We start from the raw sequence: 16,750 nt of genomic DNA on the forward strand, positions 1-16,750 counted from the left end.
AAAGGGAAAATAACTGGAATGTAAAACCAGGAAAAAATAAAATGCCAAATACCATAAAACGGAGGGCAGAACATGACATTACGCTGGAAAGTTATTTTGGGAGCCGTACTGTTGCTGTCAATAGCTGCCTTTTTTCTTCCCGTACCGCTGGGATTTCGGGAGACTGCAGAAGATCCCCTATGTGCATCCATAGAGGAAGATCCCTGCTATGCGGATGGGGTATTTGAGATCTATAATGCCAAGGATTATCTTCGCTTTGCAGGCTATATGAATCGGGCCTCAAAGGAAGAAGAGGACTATGAGGCGGCTGCGGCGGTGGATGCCAGGCTGATGGCGGATCTGAATATGCAGGAGGATGAGAGGTATCGCTTAAAGGGGCACCCCTATATCCGCCAGGCGATTTTGAATTACAACGGAACCTTTGAGGGGAACGGTCATACAATCACCTGGGCTATGGAGGCCGGCAATGGAATGTTTGTCTGCATCGAACGGCAGGGGGAGGTGAGAAACCTTACCTTTGAGGCACCGTCCCTTGTGTGGGAAATGGATGAGTATGGCGTAGGCATGCTCTGTATGATAAATTATGGAACCATCCGAAACTGTGAGACAAGGGGGCGGGTAGAGGGAACGGACTGCTATGTGGGAGGCATGGCCGGGATCAACCGCGGCCTTATTGAGAATTGTGTGAACCGGGCGGAGGTTGTGGTGGAGAGCCTTGGGGACTATGGCGCCGGAGGCATTGCAGGCCTTAGCAAATGCAAGGTTCTGGAGGGAGAGAGTGAGGAGGACCCCATTGTTCCGGAGATTCGAAATTGTGTGAATTATGGAAATGTGCGTGGAACATGGGAGGCCGGGGGCATCTGTGCCTACAATGACTGTGCCAATATCTATGAGTGCGGAAATGAGGGAGAGGTGTCGGTTCAATACCAGAAAGGGTATATTTATCCGGAGGAACCGGACTGGTATGAGAGAGCCAGGGCAGGGGGAATCTGTGGCCATATGGGGTGGAATAACCTGGAAAACTGCTATAATAAAGGGAATATTTCCATTCTGGAGGAGGGTGTGGAGGATACCTATGCCATTGCCGGAGATACCCTTTTCTGGATTCATACGGTCAGCGGCTGTGTCACCTTAGAGGGTACGGCAAAAGGCTCCATGCGTCATGAGAGTGTGACGGAGCTTAATCCGGAGGAACTGGAACGCTGGATGGCGGATCATGAGAGTGTTTCCGGTGTTGGGAATAATTGGGAGTTTGATTTGGAGGAAGCGAAAGAGAAGCTGCCGCTGATTCCTCTTGGAGTGACGGAATCTGAGCTTACGGCGGGACGGGAGGATGCGTATCTGTGTGAGGAGTTCTTTCTTAAGGGAGAGCCCGGATATTCCATTCGTCAGGTGTCGCCCTATGCCCTCTGCATGGAGCAGGAGACCAAAGAAGAGCCGGAGGGGGAGCTTTCAAAATTACAGGTATGGCTTTTGCGGGTTCCGGGGGATCTTACGGATATTGAGGATTATCTGGATGAGCATGGAAACTTTGTAAAGGATACGGGACATGAGGTATGGCTTGGAATCGAAGGGGCTCACTGGCTCCACCCGGGACAGAGCTACAAGGATGATGTTCATGTGAGAACCATGATCTCCAAAAAGAGCAGGCAGCCGGGGACCTGGCTGGTACACTATCGGGATGATATGCTGGCTCGTGCGGCGGTTGGGGACAGATATGGAATGATTGATAACGTAGTGGCACTGCCTATTCAGTATTCAGAAGAGACAGGCTATAAAGCGGAATGGCTGATGGTATTTACAAATAAGGGAGATAATTATCGGCCCTCCCTCTTTGAGGTGGATGAATTTTTAACGGATTTTACCTGGATGCCCTGTGAACGCAGAGTGGAGAGAGGGGATTGTCTGTATACACTGGCGGAGGAATATACGGGAGACGGGAACCGCTATCCGGAGCTTATGGCTGTCAATGAGATTGAGAATCCGGAATTGCTGATTCCCGGGCAGATGCTTAAGATTCCAAGGGAGTGGCTGGTATAGTGAGGATAGGAGAAAAGAGTTAAGAACACATGAGCTACACCATTCTCATTGTGGATGATGATAAAGCACTTTTGAAAATGTTGAAAAGCTATCTGGAGATTCGAAAATATTCCGTACTTACGGCAGAGGACGGTCACGAGGCGTTAAAGAGGGCTGAGGATGAGCAGGATCGGGTAAACGGCCTGCTTTCCGGCGGGGATGATTATATCTTAAAGCCCTTTAGCCTAAAGGAGCTGGAAGCCAGGATTATTGCCCGTTTAAAGCGGGAGGAACGGCATAGAACAAAGTCCAAATACCGATTTTTGGGGGAATTGTCCATTGATTATACCGCACGGACCGTGCAGGTGGGAGAAAATTGTCTGGTATTGACCAAATTGGAATATGACATCATAGAGTTTCTTTCCATGCATCCCGGACAGGTTTTTGACAGAGAGCGGATCTATGAGCGAATCTGCGGATACGACGGCGAGGGGGACAGCCGGGTGGTGACAGAGCTGGTCCGCCGGATTCGAAAGAAGCTTAAGGAGCATACAAAGGCGGAATATATTGAGACTGTGTGGGGGACGGGATATTGCTGGGGAAAGGAATAAAAAGGGGCTGGCGTGAAATAAGACATCAGCCATTTCTATACCCTTAGCAATAAGGAATCCTCCCACCTTGTGGGTCCCTCCTTATTACAACGTTCGGACAGTCTGTACACAAACAGCCGGACACTGGGTATCAGAAAAGTCTTCTGTCTTATTTCCCGACAGCCCTCTTTTTCAGCCATTTCAATTTTTTGCAGAAATCCCGATTATTTTGCAGATTTCTTATACTCCGCTACCAAACGGTCAAAGCCTTGGATATGATTGACAAACCAATCCACCACGTTTTTATTCACCTGCTGAACAAAGGCATCTGTGGGACCTTCCTGATCTTCCAGCATCTCATACAGTTCCTTTACGCTCTGTACAAACTCCTGATGCTTTGCCTGATGCTCCTTAAGACCCGGATATCCGATTTCCTCCTGGAGTGCTTCCTCCTGGGAAAAGTGAAAATTCGTGTACTCCTCCAGATAATCCAGGGTTTTTAAGGCTTTTACCTTGCCGTCCCCCGTTTCGCAGGCTCTCAGCAAATCGTTGATTTTTCCGATCAGTTCCTGATGCTGCCCGTCAATCAAGGTGTTTCCTGTCACCAGATCATCTGTAAACTCCATATAATGTACCACGTGAAAACCTCCTTTATTACGGCGTTTATGATTTTCCATTATAGCATGCCGGTACAAAAATTACCAGTTTATTTTTTAGTGCAAAGAAAGCTCTCCAGTCATAGAACTGAATTTTTGCTGGACATAAGCATTTTTACAGGACTAAAATAGTCAGTAGAATAAGCGGATACGGCCGGAGATGACAGAGTTGGTCCGCCGGATTCGAAAGATGCTTAAGGGGCATGCAAAAGAGGAATATATTGATACTGTGTGGGGATGGGATATCGATGGAAAAAGGAATCCGTATCGTGAGGGATAGAATACGAAATCTTTCCGTGCGAAAAACAATTATCTTGTATTTGGCAATAAGTCTGGTCTGCAGTTTTTTGCTGTCCGCCGCCATTACAAGGCTTGCTTATAAAACCCGGCAGCGGATCTGGTGGAAGTATACGGATCAGGAGCGTTATTTTGAAGCAATCGAAAAGGAAGAGGGCGGTTATCTGGCAGAGATTCGAAGACCGGATTCCCTGGAAATGATCCCATGGGATCGGACGCTCAATGAAGTCTGTGACTTTCTGGATACTTATACGGTTTTGATTTTGTCTATAGCGGGAACCTGCCTTGCCGTATTTCTCTTTTACCGCCATAAGCTTAGAATTCCCATGGAGGAGCTTAGGCAGGCTTCCAAGCGGATTGCGAAGAATGAGCTGGACTTTGTGATTACCTATGATAATCAGGATGAGATGGGGAGCCTGTGCCGGGAGTTTGAACGGATGCGGGGAGAGCTGGCAGGCAATAATCGGGAAATGTGGAGGATGCTTGAGGATGAGAGAGAGCTTCGGGCAGCCATTGCACATGATGTTCGTTCGCCCCTGGCCGTTTTAAAGGGATACTTGGAAATGCTGACCGCCTATCTTCCGGACGGAACCATTGATCCCGCAAAGGCTCTGGAAATGCTGGCAGAAAGCAGGAAGCAGATAGAGCGCATGGATGTATTTGTGGAAACCATGCAGAAGCTCAACAGTCTGGAGCAGAGAACACTGCTGCCGGGTCCGGTCACGGCAGGGAGCCTCCAGGAAGAGATTCAGGCGGAACTGGATATCCTGGGGCAGGGAGAGAAGAAGCGGATTATTTTGCAGGTTCCGGAAACGGATTTTTGGAGGAAATGGATCAGGTTACGAAAGCATTTTATCAAAGGAATGTAAAGGACAGTCTCAAGCATGCGGGAATGGGAATGGATATTTTGGAAGCCTGTCAGTGCCGGAGCTTATGTGATAGGAAAGCTTACAGGAGGATTTACAGTTTGTCTGATTGCACTGGGGATTTTAAATGTGGTGTTTTATGCCGCCTGCCGCATCTGTACCAGGGGAAATGGATTTGAGGTACACTTCCGGGATTTTCTTGCGGCGGACTGTCTCTATATTTTGCCGAACATGCTGATGATTGTGTGTATTTACAGCCTGATTTCCATTTGGTTTAAAAATCCTCTGCCGGCATTGCCGCTTCTGATTCTCCATATGGTGTATTCCAATATGGGAAGCAGGAATGCAGAGGGCGTATTCGGGTATTATGGGAGGCCCCTTGGCGATTATGGTCCGGTTTCCGGGGCGGTTTTTTGATACGGAGGCTTCGCCAATGGCTTTGTTTAACCAGAGTATGCTGCTGCTTGTGTCCCTGGCGCTGATAGGAGCATCTATCCGGTTGTGGAGAAAGAGGAGGATGTGATGGAAAAGGAGCTGAAAATCTGTCTGCCCCTCTATAAGATTGGCTATGCCGTATTTTTTGTGATGATTTTAAGCTTTGTCAGGGGCGTCACATACGCTTACGAGATTGGAATTGCTCTGGAGACGCCTATGGCGCTGCTTGCTGCGGTTTTTTGCGGGGATGCCTATGTACAGGAGATAACGAGCAAAAGGTCAGAGATACAAAGACTTTGCCCCATAAATAAGCGTGCTGCGGCAGTGGGAAAGCGGATGGTGATACAAATATTGTTTTTGCAGCTTCTCTCTATGGCGGGCTATGGAATGTTTCATCTGTTTCAAAGGCTACGGGCCGTTTATGAGCTTCCACCTTTGGAGAGAGACTTTTGGGAAAATGGAATCTGTTTTCCTATACGTTTCGGAATATTGAGGACGGGGGAGATTTTGACTGGATGTGCGGGAAGCTTCTTTGTATTGGTTTGAGTGCTTTCATGGCAGTGATGATGCCGAAATTATTGAAGAAGCTAGGGTAGATCCTTTCTGTGAAAATGGAAATATATTCCTGAAATATGTATGGGAACCTCAAGTATGGACGATTGGATGAAAAGGAGAAAAAGGATGAGTATTATAATAAAGGATCTGACAGTAACCTTTAAAAACGGTGTAACTGCAGTAAGGCATGGGAATTTGGAGATTCCAAAGGGGATTTTCGGACTTCTTGGGGAAAACGGCGCCGGAAAGACTACCCTGATGAGGGTGCTGACCACGGTGCTTGCGCCCTCGGAGGGAACTGTGGCGATGGACGGGATTTCGTATACGGAAAGCAACTATGAGAAGCTTCAGAGAAAAATCGGGTATCTGCCTCAGGAGATTGATTTGTAACCCAATCTGACTGTGCAGGAATGCCTGGAATATATGGGAGATTTGTCGGGAGTTTCGAGAAAGAAGTGCAGGAAACGCATTGCATATTATTTAGAGAAAGTCGATCTGGCAAAGCACCGCAGGAAGAAGATGAGGCAGCTTTCCGGAGGCATGAAGCGCAGAGTGGGGCTTGTGCAGGCTCTTCTTCATGAGCCGGAGCTTTTGATTATTGATGAGCCAACCACGGGGCTTGACCCGGAGGAGCGCATACGAATACGGAATTTTCTGGTGGATTTCTCGGAAAACCGAACGGTATTGTTTTCTACGCATGTGGTGGAGGATCTGGCGGCCGCCTGCGAATATCTGGCTGTCATGAAGCGGGGAGAAATTCTTTATTCCGGTAAAATGCGAAAGCTTTTGGAAAAGGCCAGAGGGCATGTGTGGAATTGTTATGTGGAGAATGATGTAAAGGCAAGAGAGCTTGAGAGAAGCTATCCGATATCTTCCAAGCAATATATGGATGGAGGGCTTCGGATGCGGCTGATTTCGAAAGAGAGGCCGAAGATAGAATGTGAGCCTTGTGAGGCTTCGTTGGAGGATGCTTATATTTACATTACGAATTATAAGTCTTAGAGAGGGCTGTTTAGAGCGTGCATTTTAGATAGATATCTTTAGGGATGGAAAAAGCTCGCATATAATTCATGGATCTGTTATTATGATGACGTTGTAACATATCTGGTTATTCTTAAAGGCTTTGGATACGTTTTATTCAACCGTTATGGCCGGTCGCCATAGTTTTCATTCAAATCATAATAACAGGATTGTGAATAGAAGATAGTATGGAGAAATGGTGCTTATCTCTTGATGTCTATATGCTTCCGCAGGGCTGCTGATATTCACAAATCCGGAAAAGGAGGATATGCGAGTAAAAATAAGAACCAGGATAAGAACCAGGATAAGAAACAGAGAGAAGATGGGCTGTTGAAAGAAGAAACCTTGTTCACAGACGAGCTTCCGGAAGAAATTCTTAAGGAACTGACACCGGAAATTCGAAGACAGTATTTCCTTTGGGATGAGATTCTAAAGAGGGAAGTAGAACTTTATCCCTGGCTTACACTGCCGTTGATAGAAGAAAACTTCCATAAAAAATACCAGAGAAATATAAAGATTCAGCTGCTTTCTACCGAATACACCATAAGCCGCATTCACGAAAAGGGAGAAAGGCTGCTGCATTCCATCCGTGCAGATTTGCTGCTGCGTATCGGGGGAGAGTTATATCATTTTGAATGCCAGATGAAATCAAATAAAAGTATGGTATTTCGAATGCTGGAGTATGATACTCACATAGCCCTTAGACATAGCTCCAACGAAAATCAGCTTTCGTTTCCAAAATCCGTGGTGTTGTATTTGAATCACTCTAAAAATACACCGGATTATGAGAGCTGTACGCTTCACTTTCAGGATGGTTCCAGACATCTGTATCAAGTGCCGGTGATGAAAGTGCAGAAGTATTCCCTGCATGAGATAGAAGAAAAACACCTGAACATACTGATTCCGTTTCTGCCGATTCGTTTTGCAAGAAGAATAAAGAGCGGCAAGGTAACAGGCAGAAAAAAGCTGAAAGAGGATTTGACAGAATTCCTGGCAGAATGTATCATGATATTAAATCGTGGAAAAGAAGAAGGCTTTTTGACAGAGCATGCACGGAATGATATTCTGGAGTTCCTTTATAAAGCGTGCGGGCATCTGTTATAAGAAGAACCGGAATTGCTTGAGGAGGTGTATGAAAGTATGGAACCAGCAATCAAGTTAAATCGAGAAATTATAAAAGAACTGCAAGATGATAAAAAAGAGTTGAACAGACAATTACGAAATAGCAGCAAACAATTAAAAGACAGCAATAGGCAGCTACAGGACAAGGAAAAACAGCTTCAAAGCAAAGAACAGAAGCTGGAAATCGGAATCAAAAAACTGATTCAAAGGCTGGAAAATGAGGGCAGGAATCAAGAGAAAGTGAAAGAAGCTCTGGAAGATGTTTTTTCATTGGACAAGGAGGAAGCACAAGCTAAAGTGGAACTTTACTGGAAAAAGCGGTAAGGACAAAACGTGATAAGAGAGATGGTAAAATCCCGATGTAAGATATGCAATTGTCTTAGGTCGGGATTTTTGCATGTACAGATAAAATCGGCTATATGCTGTGGTGGAAAACGATTTACGGAAACGGCTGATTTACAGAGTGAAGATTTCAATTAATGTAGATGGAGCAATGTACCTTGCATTACGGCGGAATATGGCTAAAATACGATTTAATCATGCGTTGACATAATTGATAAACTGGACTATAATTGGAATATATCGAATAATAGTCGGAAAAAGGAGAGGGCATATGGACTATATCAAACGTGATTTGGAGGAGCAAATCCCTGTTTTATCAGAGAAATATCCCTGTGTTGTAGTGACGGGTCCCCGGCAGGCGGGAAAGACTACGTTGTTAAAGGGACTTATGGATGAAAAAAGAACTTATGTAAATCTGGAGGATTTTGAGGAACGGAGGATGGCTAAGAAAGAGCCGGTGTTGTTTTTGCAGATGCATCCCCTGCCCATTTTTATTGATGAGGTTCAGTATGCACCGGAGCTTTTGGTTTACATAAAGATTGCGGTGGACAATGGGGCGGAGCCGGGAACATTCTGGCTGGCTTCCTCTCAGATATTTCCGGAGCTTACCTCCCTCTGCGAATCCTCCATGGAGGGCGTGGCGGCCTGTTCTCTGTCATTTTTGTCTCAGCATGAGATGTACGGAAGCGGAAAGCAGGCACCGTTTTCCGTGCATTTGAATGCATTGGTTCAGAGAAAGCGTACCCACAGCCCGGCTGATTTGAAAGATCTGTATGAACGAATCTGGAAAGGAGCCATGCCGGAATATATCTGTGGAGCAGCGAAGAGTGGTAAGCCAGGGGATTGGAATGCCTTTTACAACGGTTATTTACAGTCCTATATAGAACGGGATGCAGGGGAGCTGGTGTCTTTGGCGGACAAAATGCAGTTTGGTGATTTTATACGTGCCGCTGCCTGCCGTGTGGGACAGATGCTGAACCTGCATCAGATAGCACAGGAGGTTCTGATCTCTGACGATACAGCCAGAAGATGGCTGCAGGTATTGGAACGGACGCATCTGGTGTTCTGCCTTTACCCATATCAGGATCCGAAGTTAAGGCGTGTGATTAAGGCACCAAAGCTCTTTTTCTTTGATACGGGTCTGGCTGCTTATCTGACCAGATATGCTTCCCCGGATATTTTGATGAACGGTGCCCTAAGCGGCGGAATTCTGGAAAATTATGCGGTAGCCGAGATTATGAAATCTTATGCCGCTGACAGGAACGGCTGCCGGTTTTGGTATTACCGTGACAAAGAGGGCAAAGAGATTGATCTGATATTGGAGCGTGACGGGTGGCTGTGTCCCCTGGAGGTGAAACGGTCAGCCAATCCGGAACTGAAAGGCATCCGTGTATTCTCGATTCTGGATAAGGCATCTCTTCCACGGGAGAGGGGAGGAGTGCTCTGCTTAAGGGCGGATTTGTCTGCTTTCAACAGTAATGATTTGATGATTCCCATTTGGATGATATAGTGAACGTTAATCTGTGATGTAGGGTGTTGAAAAATTTGTATTGCATTTTACAGGCAACAGTGTTATAAATATAACAGTTATATTTATAACACTGTTGCCTTATCATTATCTTCAGTGAGCAAGAAGTGACTTTGCCCTTTAGTGTCGTCGCACAGTGACTATAATAGGAGGAAACCGGAAATGGATACAGGCACTTACATTTCCCATGCGAACCATTTTAAGAAGCTTTATGATCTTTCTTTCAAAGAAATAGCGAAAGAATATGATCTCCAAATGATTGATGTTCACATCCTTTTATTTGTAAAGAACAATCCTGCTCTGAACACGGCCCGGGATATTGTTTACAGCAGAGGTCTGTCCAAGTCAAATGTTTCCAATGCCCTGGAAAAACTGCGGGAGCGGAAGCTGGTAAGACTGGAGAAGGATCCAAAGAGCCGGAGAATCCAGAGGATTTTTCTGGAGCCAGAGGGGGAGAACTTTGCATTGGAACTAAAAAAGGTTCAAAGTCAGTGCTTTAAAAGAATGTTGCAGGGATTTTCGGAGGAAGAGTGGGAGATTTTGAATCAAAGTCTCAGGAGGATTGATGAGAATGTGGTGGTGGCATTAAAAGAACTTGGATAGGAGGTATACATATGTTGGCGAAAATTTTCGTCTGCTTTTTTGCAGGCATGGGAGCAGGACTTGGCACAGGCTTTGCGGGAATGAGTGCTGCAGCGGCCATCAGCCCTATGTTGATTACATTTCTTGGAATGGAAGCTTACCAGGCGGTGGGAATTGCCCTTGCCAGTGATGTTCTTGCCAGTGCCGTGTCCGCCTGGACTTATGGAAAGAATAAAAATCTGGATATTAAAAACGGAGCTGTGATGATGGCCGCAGTGCTTTTATTCACTTTGGCAGGAAGCTATGTGTCCAGCTTTGTGCCCAACCGTACTATGGGCGGATTCTCTATGTTCATGACCTTGATGATGGGAATCAAATTTATTGTCCGCCCGGTCATGACTACAAAGGAAAGCAGTGAGCAGTGTGATCTGAAACAACGCCTTATCCGGTCGATTTTAAGCGGAATGCTGGTGGGATTTATCTGCGGATTTGTAGGTGCGGGCGGCGGCATGATGATGCTTCTGGTTCTTACAAGTCTCCTGGGATATGATTTGAAGACGGCGGTGGGTACCAGTGTGTTTATTATGACCTTTACGGCTTTTACCGGTTCTGTGAGCCATTTTGCCATTGGAGGAATCGGCGATTTGACCTGTCTTGTGCTCTGTGTGCTCAGTACGCTTCTTTGGGCAAGAGTGGCGGCACGCTTTGCCAATAAGGCGGAGCCGGCAGTGCTCAACCGGGCTGCCGGCGTGGTGCTTACGGTACTTGGAGTTGTGATGGTTGGTTTTCAGTATTTGGGATGATATTTATGAAAATGCAGCAAGAATAATGAAAAAACAAAAATTTCTTTATGTTACAATGGGTTTGTCTTATTTCCGGGCAAACCCATTTTATTCAGAAAGGAGGGATCCTGATGCAGGATCAGACGGTTCGCATTGTTTCGCAGGCTATCCGGTATATAGAACACAATCTCAACAATAAGCTGGAGCTTGACAAGGTTGCGGCGGCACTGCACTATTCCCAATTTCACCTGCACCGTATTTTTACAAAGACAGTTGGGCTGACGGTCCATGAGTATATTCAAAGACGGCAGCTGACAGAAGCGGCAAAGCTTTTGACATTTTCCCAAAAACCGATTCTCGAGATTGCCCTTGTCAGCGGATATGAGAGTCAGCAGGCATTCACGGGTGTCTTTAAGGCCATGTATAAAACTACGCCTGCAAAATTTCGGGAGGTAAAGGAATTTTACCCTTTACAGCTTGAGATCCATTTAAAAGAGGAGACGGTCAGGACGGATTTTACAAAAGAGGATATAAGGTTTGCCGCATCTTCCGATGCAGAGGATTGGATGGAGCTGGTGAACCTGACGATTGACGGATACCCGTGTCTTGATAAAGATGAATATATCCAAAAGCTGCAGCAGTATATGGATGATAAAAGAGCATTGATTTTGCGGGATGAAGATATGGCGATTGGCGTGATGGGATTTTCATCCCATAGGGGCAGCGTGGATTTCCTGGCCGTTCATCCGCAATACCGGCACCTTGGCATCACAAAGCTGTTTCTCCATAAGCTCATGGATGAACTGCTTTGCGGGAGAGAAATCACCCTGACGACCTACCGTGCGGGCGACAGGGCGGATACGGGTTATCGTGAAGAATACAGCCGCCTTGGGTTTGCGGAAAAAGAACTGCTTGTGGAGTACGGGTATCCTGTACAGCGTTTTGTGCTTCTGGGAGGAAGCTTATTATGACGGAAACACAGAGAAATCCCCTGTCAGATAATTTTAACGCCCTATCTCTTATCAGGTTTGCATTTCCCAGTATGGTTATGATGCTTTTTATGGGATTGTATACCATTGTAGACACGGTTTTTATCGCCCGGTTTGTAAACACAGATGCCCTGTCCTCCATCAATATCGTGTGTCCGGTCATAAACATGATTGTTGGACTGGGAACCATGCTGGGAACGGGCGGAAGTGCCATTGTTGCAAAAAAAATGGGAAGCGGAAAGCCCGGGGAGGCCCGAAGCAGCTTTACGCTCATTATTGTAACGGGTATTGTAACGGGTCTTGTTATCACGGTGGCAGGCCTTATTTTTATTGACAGAATCATCTGGAGTCTGGGGGCCAGTGAAATACTGTTCCCTTATTGCAAGGATTATCTGATGATACAGCTTTTGTTTGCTGCGGGCAATATGATGCAGGTTCTGTATCAGAATCTTTTCGTGACGGCGGGAAAGCCGGATTTGGGACTTGTACTCTCTGTGCTGGCGGGGCTTGCCAATATCGTTTTTGATTATATCTTTATCCCCGTGATGCAGATGGGGATCAAAGGGGCGGCACTTGGAACGGCCATGGGGTATATGATACCAACGATTGCAGGAACAATATTTTTTTTCACCGGAAGAAGCGAGCTGCATTTTTGCAAGACCAGGATGGATGCTGCGGTTTTGGCAAAAAGCTGTTCCAATGGTGCTTCTGAAATGGTAAGTCAGCTTGCGGCTGCCGTGACTACCTTTTTGTTCAACGGGACAATGATGAAGCTGTCAGGCGAGGACGGTGTGGCGGCCATTACCGTTATGATATATTCACAGTTTTTATTGACAGCTCTTTATATTGGATTTTCTATGGGCATCGCTCCTGTCATAAGCTATAATTACGGCAGCAAAAATACAAAGCAGCTCAAGAAAATCGTCCGCATCGGTTTTTCCTTTATCCTGGCTGTTTCTCTTTGCGTATTTTTGTTTTCCTTTTTTGCAGGAGAAAATATTGCACGGATATTCGCAGGGGATAATAAGAATGTATTCCAAATTACAAAAGCAGGATTTACTATTTTTGCCTTTGGTTTTCTCTTTTCCGGATGCAATATTTTTTCCTCGGCATTGTTTACGGCACTGTCAAATGGAAAAGTTTCGGCAATGATCTCATTTTTGCGGACATTTGGATTTATTATGGCTTTTCTTTTGATATTGCCGAAATTTTTCGGGGTGACAGGCGTATGGCTTGCGGTTCCCCTTGCGGAAGCACTCACATTGACCCTGACGGTATGTTTCCTCTTCGGGCATGGGAAGACGGCATCATGATATCCGCAAAAGTAATACCCGTAAAAGTAATTCTGTAAAAGCGGTTGACATTGCAGCGGATCTTTTGTACAATAGTTATTGACCATAAGTCAATAACTATGAAAAAGGGGGCGGTGCAAATTGGCCAGGCCAGTGAAAAAACAGCCGGAACAATGGAAGAGAGAGATTTTAGCTGCGGCAAAGGAATTATTTTTATCAAAAGGCTATGAAGAAACTGCCATTACGGATATTATGGAAGCAGCGGGGGGTGCAAAGGGGATGTTTTACCGTTTCTTTCAGAGTAAGGAAGAGGTCATGCATGCCCTGGCGGATCAGATGTTTTTTGCCAATAATCCTTTTGAAGAGGTCAGGAAGCGTTCTGATCTGAACGGACTGCAGAAGATACGGGAGGTGCTTGCCCTTGACAGGGCCAACACGGAACGGGAAGAGATCAATATTCAGGCAGTCTCCATCCTGAAAGACCCGCATATTCTGGCGGCTGCGGTAGCGGCGAACCGGCGGGTGCTGACTCCTTTATGGTTTGAATTGATTGAGGAGGGCCGGCGTGACGACTCAATCCGGACGGAATACGCAAAGGAGCTTTCCGAACTGCTGCCGCTTGTGAATTTCTGGCTGCTGCCCTCCGTATTTCCGGCGGATGCAGAGGAGATACTTCACAAGTGCGGATTTGTTGCGGAGGTTCTTTCGGCAATGGGGCTTCCAATCATCGAGAATGAGATGTGTGAGAGGGCAGAGGGGATATTGGGAAGCTGCCGGGAAGAAAGGAAAGGATGACGGATGGAGCAGAGATTATTTTCGAGGAATTTTACGCTCCTTTTGCTGGGGGGATTCTGTATGCAGCAGTTGGCTTGAAGCCCGTCATGTATGCAAGTGTCCTGTGCTTTTTCATTACGGCACTGTTGGAATGCTTTATAAAATTGCCTTATCAGGCCGGGAATTTCAGGTATTATGGTATGTGTGATTGGACTGCTTGCCCGCAAAGTAAGGGGAATGTAGGATGGTTCAGAAAATGTGTTGTGTGGGAGAAAAGGAGGAGACGATATGTCTGAAATCGTATTTGAATCTATTTACAGGGAGATATTTCCCTTTTGGGAGAAGCTTCCGGACGCAGAGAGGGAGTACATCTGCCGGAATTCATACGATGTTACTTATCCTAAGGGCAAGAATATTCATGACGGCAGTGAATGTTCCGGCGTGATTCTTGTCCGTTCGGGATGCCTGCGTCTTTACATGATGTCGGATGAGGGAAAGGAGATTACGCTTTACCGTCTCCATAAAGGCGATCTGTGTATGCTGTCCGCTTCCTGTGTGCTGGATGCCATCACGTTTGAGGTGTTTGTAGATGCGGAGCAGGACAGTCAGTGCTGCGTGGTAAGCGGGCCTGCTTTTGCGGCAGTGTCAAAACGGAATCCGGACATCCGCATATTTGCGTTGGAAACCGCAGTCAGCCGCTTTTCGGACGTGATGTGGGTGATGCAGCAGATCCTGTTTATGAGCATGGATAAACGGCTGGCAATCTTTCTTTCTGACGAATCCGCCCGAACGGGTTTGGATACTATTCCATTAACCCACGGGCAGATTGCCCGGTATATGGGTTCTGCCCGTGAAGTGGTATCCAGGATGCTGAAATATTTTGCCGGCGAGGGGCTTGTGGAGGTTACAAGGGGCGGCGTTGCAATCCTTGATAAGAAACGTCTGCGGGAACTGACTTTTTAGGACATCGCTGCATTCAGTTTGAAGTAAATGGTGCCTGAAGTGCAATGATGTCCTAACATTTAGTCCGGTTATTTTCGAGACGCTATGCCAGCATGGAGAGGATCTCCGCTTTCGACTTTAAGCCTGCTGACTGACTTAGAATATTGCCGTTTTTGATCACAGTCAGCGTGGGGATGCTAAAGACACCGAATCTCTGTGCCAGCTCCGGTTCCTGGTCTACGTTGATTTTGGCTATCAGGTATTGCGGATTTTCCTCTGCGATCTCTTCCACTATGGGAGACACCATGCGGCAGGGACCGCACCAGTCGGCATAGAAATCCAGAAGCACGGGCTTTTCACTGGTTTTTACGGAATCGAAGTTATTTTTGTTTACATGAAGTATGGACATAATTTTATTTTCCTTTCTTTTTGTTTTATCTGCTCACAGTGTATCATTTTCTGCTCACTGTTTCTGTGATGAGGTCACATTTTTGGCTTTGCATATAAGCTGTGTCATGGTTCCCATTGGACAGTACACGCACCAGGAACGGGGCTTGAATAAAATCATGGTAAGAAAGCCCAGTACGGTGGAGGTGAGCATTACGCTGTAGAAGCCGAAAGCAAACTGAGCGACGCCGTCAGAGAACAGCGTTCCGTGGTAAGCCCAATGCCACGGGAGCTTGAATGTCCACAGCAGCGTTACCGCTGTGCCAAGACTTTTGGTTCCGGCGAATACCAGCCAGGTGTTCCACAGCATAAGGAAGAACATTGCAAAGAAAAAGATCAAAAATCCGTATCGGAAACAGCCGGATTTCATCCACCTGGGGATATCCTTTTTTCGTGACAGCCCGAACCTCCCTCCGATCAGGGAAAAAAGCTGACCTCTGCCGCAGTACTTATTGCAGTAAGCCTTATTGCCCTTGATAATCGCTATGGCAAGGGGGATAAAGAAGCAGAGAAGCCCCAGCCATGCAAAGAGGATATTGAAAAAACCAAGGATCAGGTAGGTAAGAGAGAAGATCCACAGGTAATCATACCATTTCTTTTTTTGTTTCATTTTTCCGCCACCTCCAATGCGATGATGCTTGCGGGACATTCCTTTACGCATTTTCCGCATCCCACACACAATTCCCTATCAATGATTGCATGGATGCCATTGGGAATGGAGATTGCATTTCTTGGACAGACCTTTATGCAGGATCCGCAGGCAACACATTCCCGGATACTGACAGCCGCTTTCTTTTTTGCCATGGTAAAAACTCCTTTTGTTTTTTTCTATTATATAGGGGAAAAATGATTTGTTCTGTGATGAAGTCACCATTTGACGGTTGCAGAGCAGGAACTGCGAGAGCCAGAGGGGAAAAATATCTTTATAGAATGTGAAGAGGAATGTCATAATGGTTTACAAGGTATTGCAAAAGTTTCAGGTAGGAAGTAAATGTTGTGTTTCTTTAGAGGGGGATGCAATGCTGTTGAAAAATGGGCTGAATTTAAAAGATGAAATGGGAAATATTTTTTCCGTTGAATCTATAGGTATGGTCAATTATAAAAACATAAAAGATTGTGAACAGTATATAGAAGTATTTTTTAAAGGAGATATTGATAATATGGGGCAATATTTGAGCCTGATGGGAGAAGTATGATATAAAAATGTTAGAAGATATTGCACACCAATTAGGATAGAATAAATTTTAAGGAGTTATTTTAATGGTTCAATATGAAATGTATTTTACAAATGAATATACGAAAGAAATATTATATGATTTGGCAGAAGTAATGAGCTTGCATATAGAAGAAACAAGTATTGAAAAAGCAGTGTTGGAGAAAGATAAAAGTAGTCAGAATAATTTATTTTTCTTAGAAGAAAAAGGACAGTTCATATGTGTTGATTGTAATGATAATGATTGGATTTTTCCACTGGTTGTAGTTTGCAATGAAAGAATCTAAAATGAAGTAAAA

Annotated in this window: 19 protein-coding genes and 2 pseudogenes; 17 read left to right on the top strand and 4 right to left on the bottom strand. The window is 45.7% G+C overall.

The features are described from left to right. The first annotated feature begins 72 nt into the window (after positions 1 to 72). On the top strand, positions 73 to 2,040 hold the full coding sequence (locus VSQ61_RS10185) for a LysM peptidoglycan-binding domain-containing protein (RefSeq protein WP_334344317.1): 1,968 nt from the start codon (positions 73 to 75) through the stop codon (positions 2,038 to 2,040). Positions 2,041 to 2,069: 29 nt separating this feature from the next. Continuing rightward, a complete protein-coding gene (locus VSQ61_RS10190; protein ID WP_334344318.1) occupies positions 2,070 to 2,630 on the top strand; it encodes a response regulator transcription factor in 561 nt (186 codons plus the stop codon). A gap of 203 nt (positions 2,631 to 2,833) precedes the next feature. On the opposite strand, the gene VSQ61_RS10195 is transcribed toward VSQ61_RS10190, so the two are convergent. After that, on the bottom strand, positions 2,834 to 3,235 hold the full coding sequence (locus VSQ61_RS10195; protein WP_334344376.1) for a bacteriohemerythrin: 402 nt from the start codon (positions 3,233 to 3,235) through the stop codon (positions 2,834 to 2,836). Between the two features lie 278 nt (positions 3,236 to 3,513). Here VSQ61_RS10195 and VSQ61_RS10200 point away from each other — a divergent pair, with 278 nt between their 5' ends. From VSQ61_RS10200 to VSQ61_RS10260, 13 genes and pseudogenes are all read left to right on the top strand, one after another. Then, positions 3,514 to 4,431: a histidine kinase dimerization/phospho-acceptor domain-containing protein gene (locus VSQ61_RS10200; protein WP_334344319.1), complete on the top strand. Its 918-nt coding sequence runs from the start codon at positions 3,514 to 3,516 to the stop codon at positions 4,429 to 4,431. Between the two features lie 15 nt (positions 4,432 to 4,446). Continuing rightward, positions 4,447 to 4,845, top strand: coding sequence for a hypothetical protein (locus VSQ61_RS10205; RefSeq protein ID WP_334344320.1), 399 nt, complete (start codon positions 4,447 to 4,449; stop codon positions 4,843 to 4,845). Positions 4,846 to 4,950: 105 nt separating this feature from the next. Continuing rightward, positions 4,951 to 5,409, top strand: coding sequence for a hypothetical protein (locus tag VSQ61_RS10210; RefSeq protein ID WP_334344321.1), 459 nt, complete (start codon positions 4,951 to 4,953; stop codon positions 5,407 to 5,409). 135 nt (positions 5,410 to 5,544) lie between these two features. Then, positions 5,545 to 6,420, top strand: a pseudogene (locus VSQ61_RS10215) (ABC transporter ATP-binding protein). A 231-nt stretch (positions 6,421 to 6,651) separates the two neighbouring features. Then, on the top strand, positions 6,652 to 7,542 hold the full coding sequence (locus VSQ61_RS10220; RefSeq protein ID WP_334344322.1) for a hypothetical protein: 891 nt from the start codon (positions 6,652 to 6,654) through the stop codon (positions 7,540 to 7,542). A 36-nt stretch (positions 7,543 to 7,578) separates the two neighbouring features. Further along, on the top strand, positions 7,579 to 7,884 hold the full coding sequence (locus VSQ61_RS10225; protein ID WP_334344323.1) for a hypothetical protein: 306 nt from the start codon (positions 7,579 to 7,581) through the stop codon (positions 7,882 to 7,884). Positions 7,885 to 8,173: 289 nt separating this feature from the next. Continuing rightward, positions 8,174 to 9,412 (top strand): ATP-binding protein, encoded by a 1,239-nt coding sequence (locus VSQ61_RS10230; protein WP_334344324.1) that lies wholly within the window; start codon positions 8,174 to 8,176, stop codon positions 9,410 to 9,412. Positions 9,413 to 9,592: 180 nt separating this feature from the next. Then, positions 9,593 to 10,033: a MarR family winged helix-turn-helix transcriptional regulator gene (locus VSQ61_RS10235; protein WP_334344325.1), complete on the top strand. Its 441-nt coding sequence runs from the start codon at positions 9,593 to 9,595 to the stop codon at positions 10,031 to 10,033. A gap of 11 nt (positions 10,034 to 10,044) precedes the next feature. Next, on the top strand, positions 10,045 to 10,815 hold the full coding sequence (locus tag VSQ61_RS10240) for a sulfite exporter TauE/SafE family protein (RefSeq protein WP_334344326.1): 771 nt from the start codon (positions 10,045 to 10,047) through the stop codon (positions 10,813 to 10,815). A gap of 110 nt (positions 10,816 to 10,925) precedes the next feature. After that, entirely contained in the window at positions 10,926 to 11,765 is an 840-nt protein-coding gene (locus VSQ61_RS10245) for a GNAT family N-acetyltransferase (protein WP_334344327.1), read from the top strand. After that, the gene (locus tag VSQ61_RS10250) at positions 11,762 to 13,096 is read left to right on the top strand and encodes an MATE family efflux transporter (RefSeq protein WP_334344328.1); all 1,335 of its coding nucleotides are present in this window, start codon (positions 11,762 to 11,764) and stop codon (positions 13,094 to 13,096) included. Before VSQ61_RS10245 ends, VSQ61_RS10250 begins: the two co-directional genes overlap by 4 nt. A 120-nt stretch (positions 13,097 to 13,216) precedes the next feature. Beyond that, entirely contained in the window at positions 13,217 to 13,870 is a 654-nt protein-coding gene (locus VSQ61_RS10255; protein WP_334344329.1) for a TetR/AcrR family transcriptional regulator, read from the top strand. 267 nt (positions 13,871 to 14,137) lie between these two features. Beyond that, on the top strand, positions 14,138 to 14,812 hold the full coding sequence (locus tag VSQ61_RS10260) for a Crp/Fnr family transcriptional regulator (protein WP_334344330.1): 675 nt from the start codon (positions 14,138 to 14,140) through the stop codon (positions 14,810 to 14,812). Positions 14,813 to 14,894: 82 nt separating this feature from the next. Here the strand turns inward: VSQ61_RS10260 and trxA are convergent. From trxA to VSQ61_RS10275, 3 genes and pseudogenes are all read right to left on the bottom strand, one after another. After that, positions 14,895 to 15,209, bottom strand: a pseudogene (gene trxA, locus VSQ61_RS10265) (thioredoxin); the annotation flags it as partial. Between the two features lie 45 nt (positions 15,210 to 15,254). Next, positions 15,255 to 15,848 (bottom strand): 4Fe-4S binding protein, encoded by a 594-nt coding sequence (locus VSQ61_RS10270; RefSeq protein WP_334344332.1) that lies wholly within the window; start codon positions 15,846 to 15,848, stop codon positions 15,255 to 15,257. Then, positions 15,845 to 16,042 (bottom strand): 4Fe-4S binding protein, encoded by a 198-nt coding sequence (locus tag VSQ61_RS10275; RefSeq protein WP_334344333.1) that lies wholly within the window; start codon positions 16,040 to 16,042, stop codon positions 15,845 to 15,847. Before VSQ61_RS10275 ends, VSQ61_RS10270 begins: the two co-directional genes overlap by 4 nt. Positions 16,043 to 16,188: 146 nt before the next feature. Between VSQ61_RS10275 and VSQ61_RS10280 the strand changes: the two genes are divergently transcribed. Together VSQ61_RS10280 and VSQ61_RS10285 are read left to right on the top strand one after the other, a co-directional pair. Continuing rightward, a complete protein-coding gene (locus VSQ61_RS10280; protein ID WP_334344334.1) occupies positions 16,189 to 16,434 on the top strand; it encodes a hypothetical protein in 246 nt (81 codons plus the stop codon). 64 nt (positions 16,435 to 16,498) lie between these two features. Beyond that, positions 16,499 to 16,738, top strand: a complete 240-nt coding sequence (locus tag VSQ61_RS10285) for a hypothetical protein (RefSeq protein WP_334344335.1) — start codon at positions 16,499 to 16,501, stop codon at positions 16,736 to 16,738. The last annotated feature ends 12 nt before the right edge of the window (positions 16,739 to 16,750 follow it).

The sequence above is a fragment of the Candidatus Merdisoma sp. JLR.KK006 genome (assembly GCF_036941035.1).
In the GTDB taxonomy this organism is placed as follows: Bacteria; Bacillota; Clostridia; order Lachnospirales; family Lachnospiraceae; genus Laedolimicola.

Excerpts from the sequence above, each read along its gene's own strand:
- VSQ61_RS10240 (WP_334344326.1), top strand. The coding sequence starts at position 10,045 with ATGTTGGCGAAAATTTTCGTCTGCTTTTTTGCAGGCATGGGAGCAGGA.
- VSQ61_RS10185 (WP_334344317.1), top strand. The coding sequence starts at position 73 with ATGACATTACGCTGGAAAGTTATTTTGGGAGCCGTACTGTTGCTGTCA.
- VSQ61_RS10230 (WP_334344324.1), top strand. The coding sequence starts at position 8,174 with ATGGACTATATCAAACGTGATTTGGAGGAGCAAATCCCTGTTTTATCA.
- VSQ61_RS10260 (WP_334344330.1), top strand. The coding sequence starts at position 14,138 with ATGTCTGAAATCGTATTTGAATCTATTTACAGGGAGATATTTCCCTTT.
- VSQ61_RS10235 (WP_334344325.1), top strand. The coding sequence starts at position 9,593 with ATGGATACAGGCACTTACATTTCCCATGCGAACCATTTTAAGAAGCTT.
- VSQ61_RS10195 (WP_334344376.1), bottom strand. The coding sequence starts at position 3,235 with ATGGAGTTTACAGATGATCTGGTGACAGGAAACACCTTGATTGACGGG.
- VSQ61_RS10205 (WP_334344320.1), top strand. The coding sequence starts at position 4,447 with ATGCGGGAATGGGAATGGATATTTTGGAAGCCTGTCAGTGCCGGAGCT.
- VSQ61_RS10220 (WP_334344322.1), top strand. The coding sequence starts at position 6,652 with ATGTCTATATGCTTCCGCAGGGCTGCTGATATTCACAAATCCGGAAAA.
- VSQ61_RS10245 (WP_334344327.1), top strand. The coding sequence starts at position 10,926 with ATGCAGGATCAGACGGTTCGCATTGTTTCGCAGGCTATCCGGTATATA.
- VSQ61_RS10285 (WP_334344335.1), top strand. The coding sequence starts at position 16,499 with ATGGTTCAATATGAAATGTATTTTACAAATGAATATACGAAAGAAATA.
- VSQ61_RS10200 (WP_334344319.1), top strand. The coding sequence starts at position 3,514 with ATGGAAAAAGGAATCCGTATCGTGAGGGATAGAATACGAAATCTTTCC.
- VSQ61_RS10275 (WP_334344333.1), bottom strand. The coding sequence starts at position 16,042 with ATGGCAAAAAAGAAAGCGGCTGTCAGTATCCGGGAATGTGTTGCCTGC.
- VSQ61_RS10210 (WP_334344321.1), top strand. The coding sequence starts at position 4,951 with ATGGAAAAGGAGCTGAAAATCTGTCTGCCCCTCTATAAGATTGGCTAT.
- VSQ61_RS10250 (WP_334344328.1), top strand. The coding sequence starts at position 11,762 with ATGACGGAAACACAGAGAAATCCCCTGTCAGATAATTTTAACGCCCTA.
- VSQ61_RS10270 (WP_334344332.1), bottom strand. The coding sequence starts at position 15,848 with ATGAAACAAAAAAAGAAATGGTATGATTACCTGTGGATCTTCTCTCTT.
- VSQ61_RS10225 (WP_334344323.1), top strand. The coding sequence starts at position 7,579 with ATGGAACCAGCAATCAAGTTAAATCGAGAAATTATAAAAGAACTGCAA.
- VSQ61_RS10190 (WP_334344318.1), top strand. The coding sequence starts at position 2,070 with ATGAGCTACACCATTCTCATTGTGGATGATGATAAAGCACTTTTGAAA.
- VSQ61_RS10280 (WP_334344334.1), top strand. The coding sequence starts at position 16,189 with ATGGTTTACAAGGTATTGCAAAAGTTTCAGGTAGGAAGTAAATGTTGT.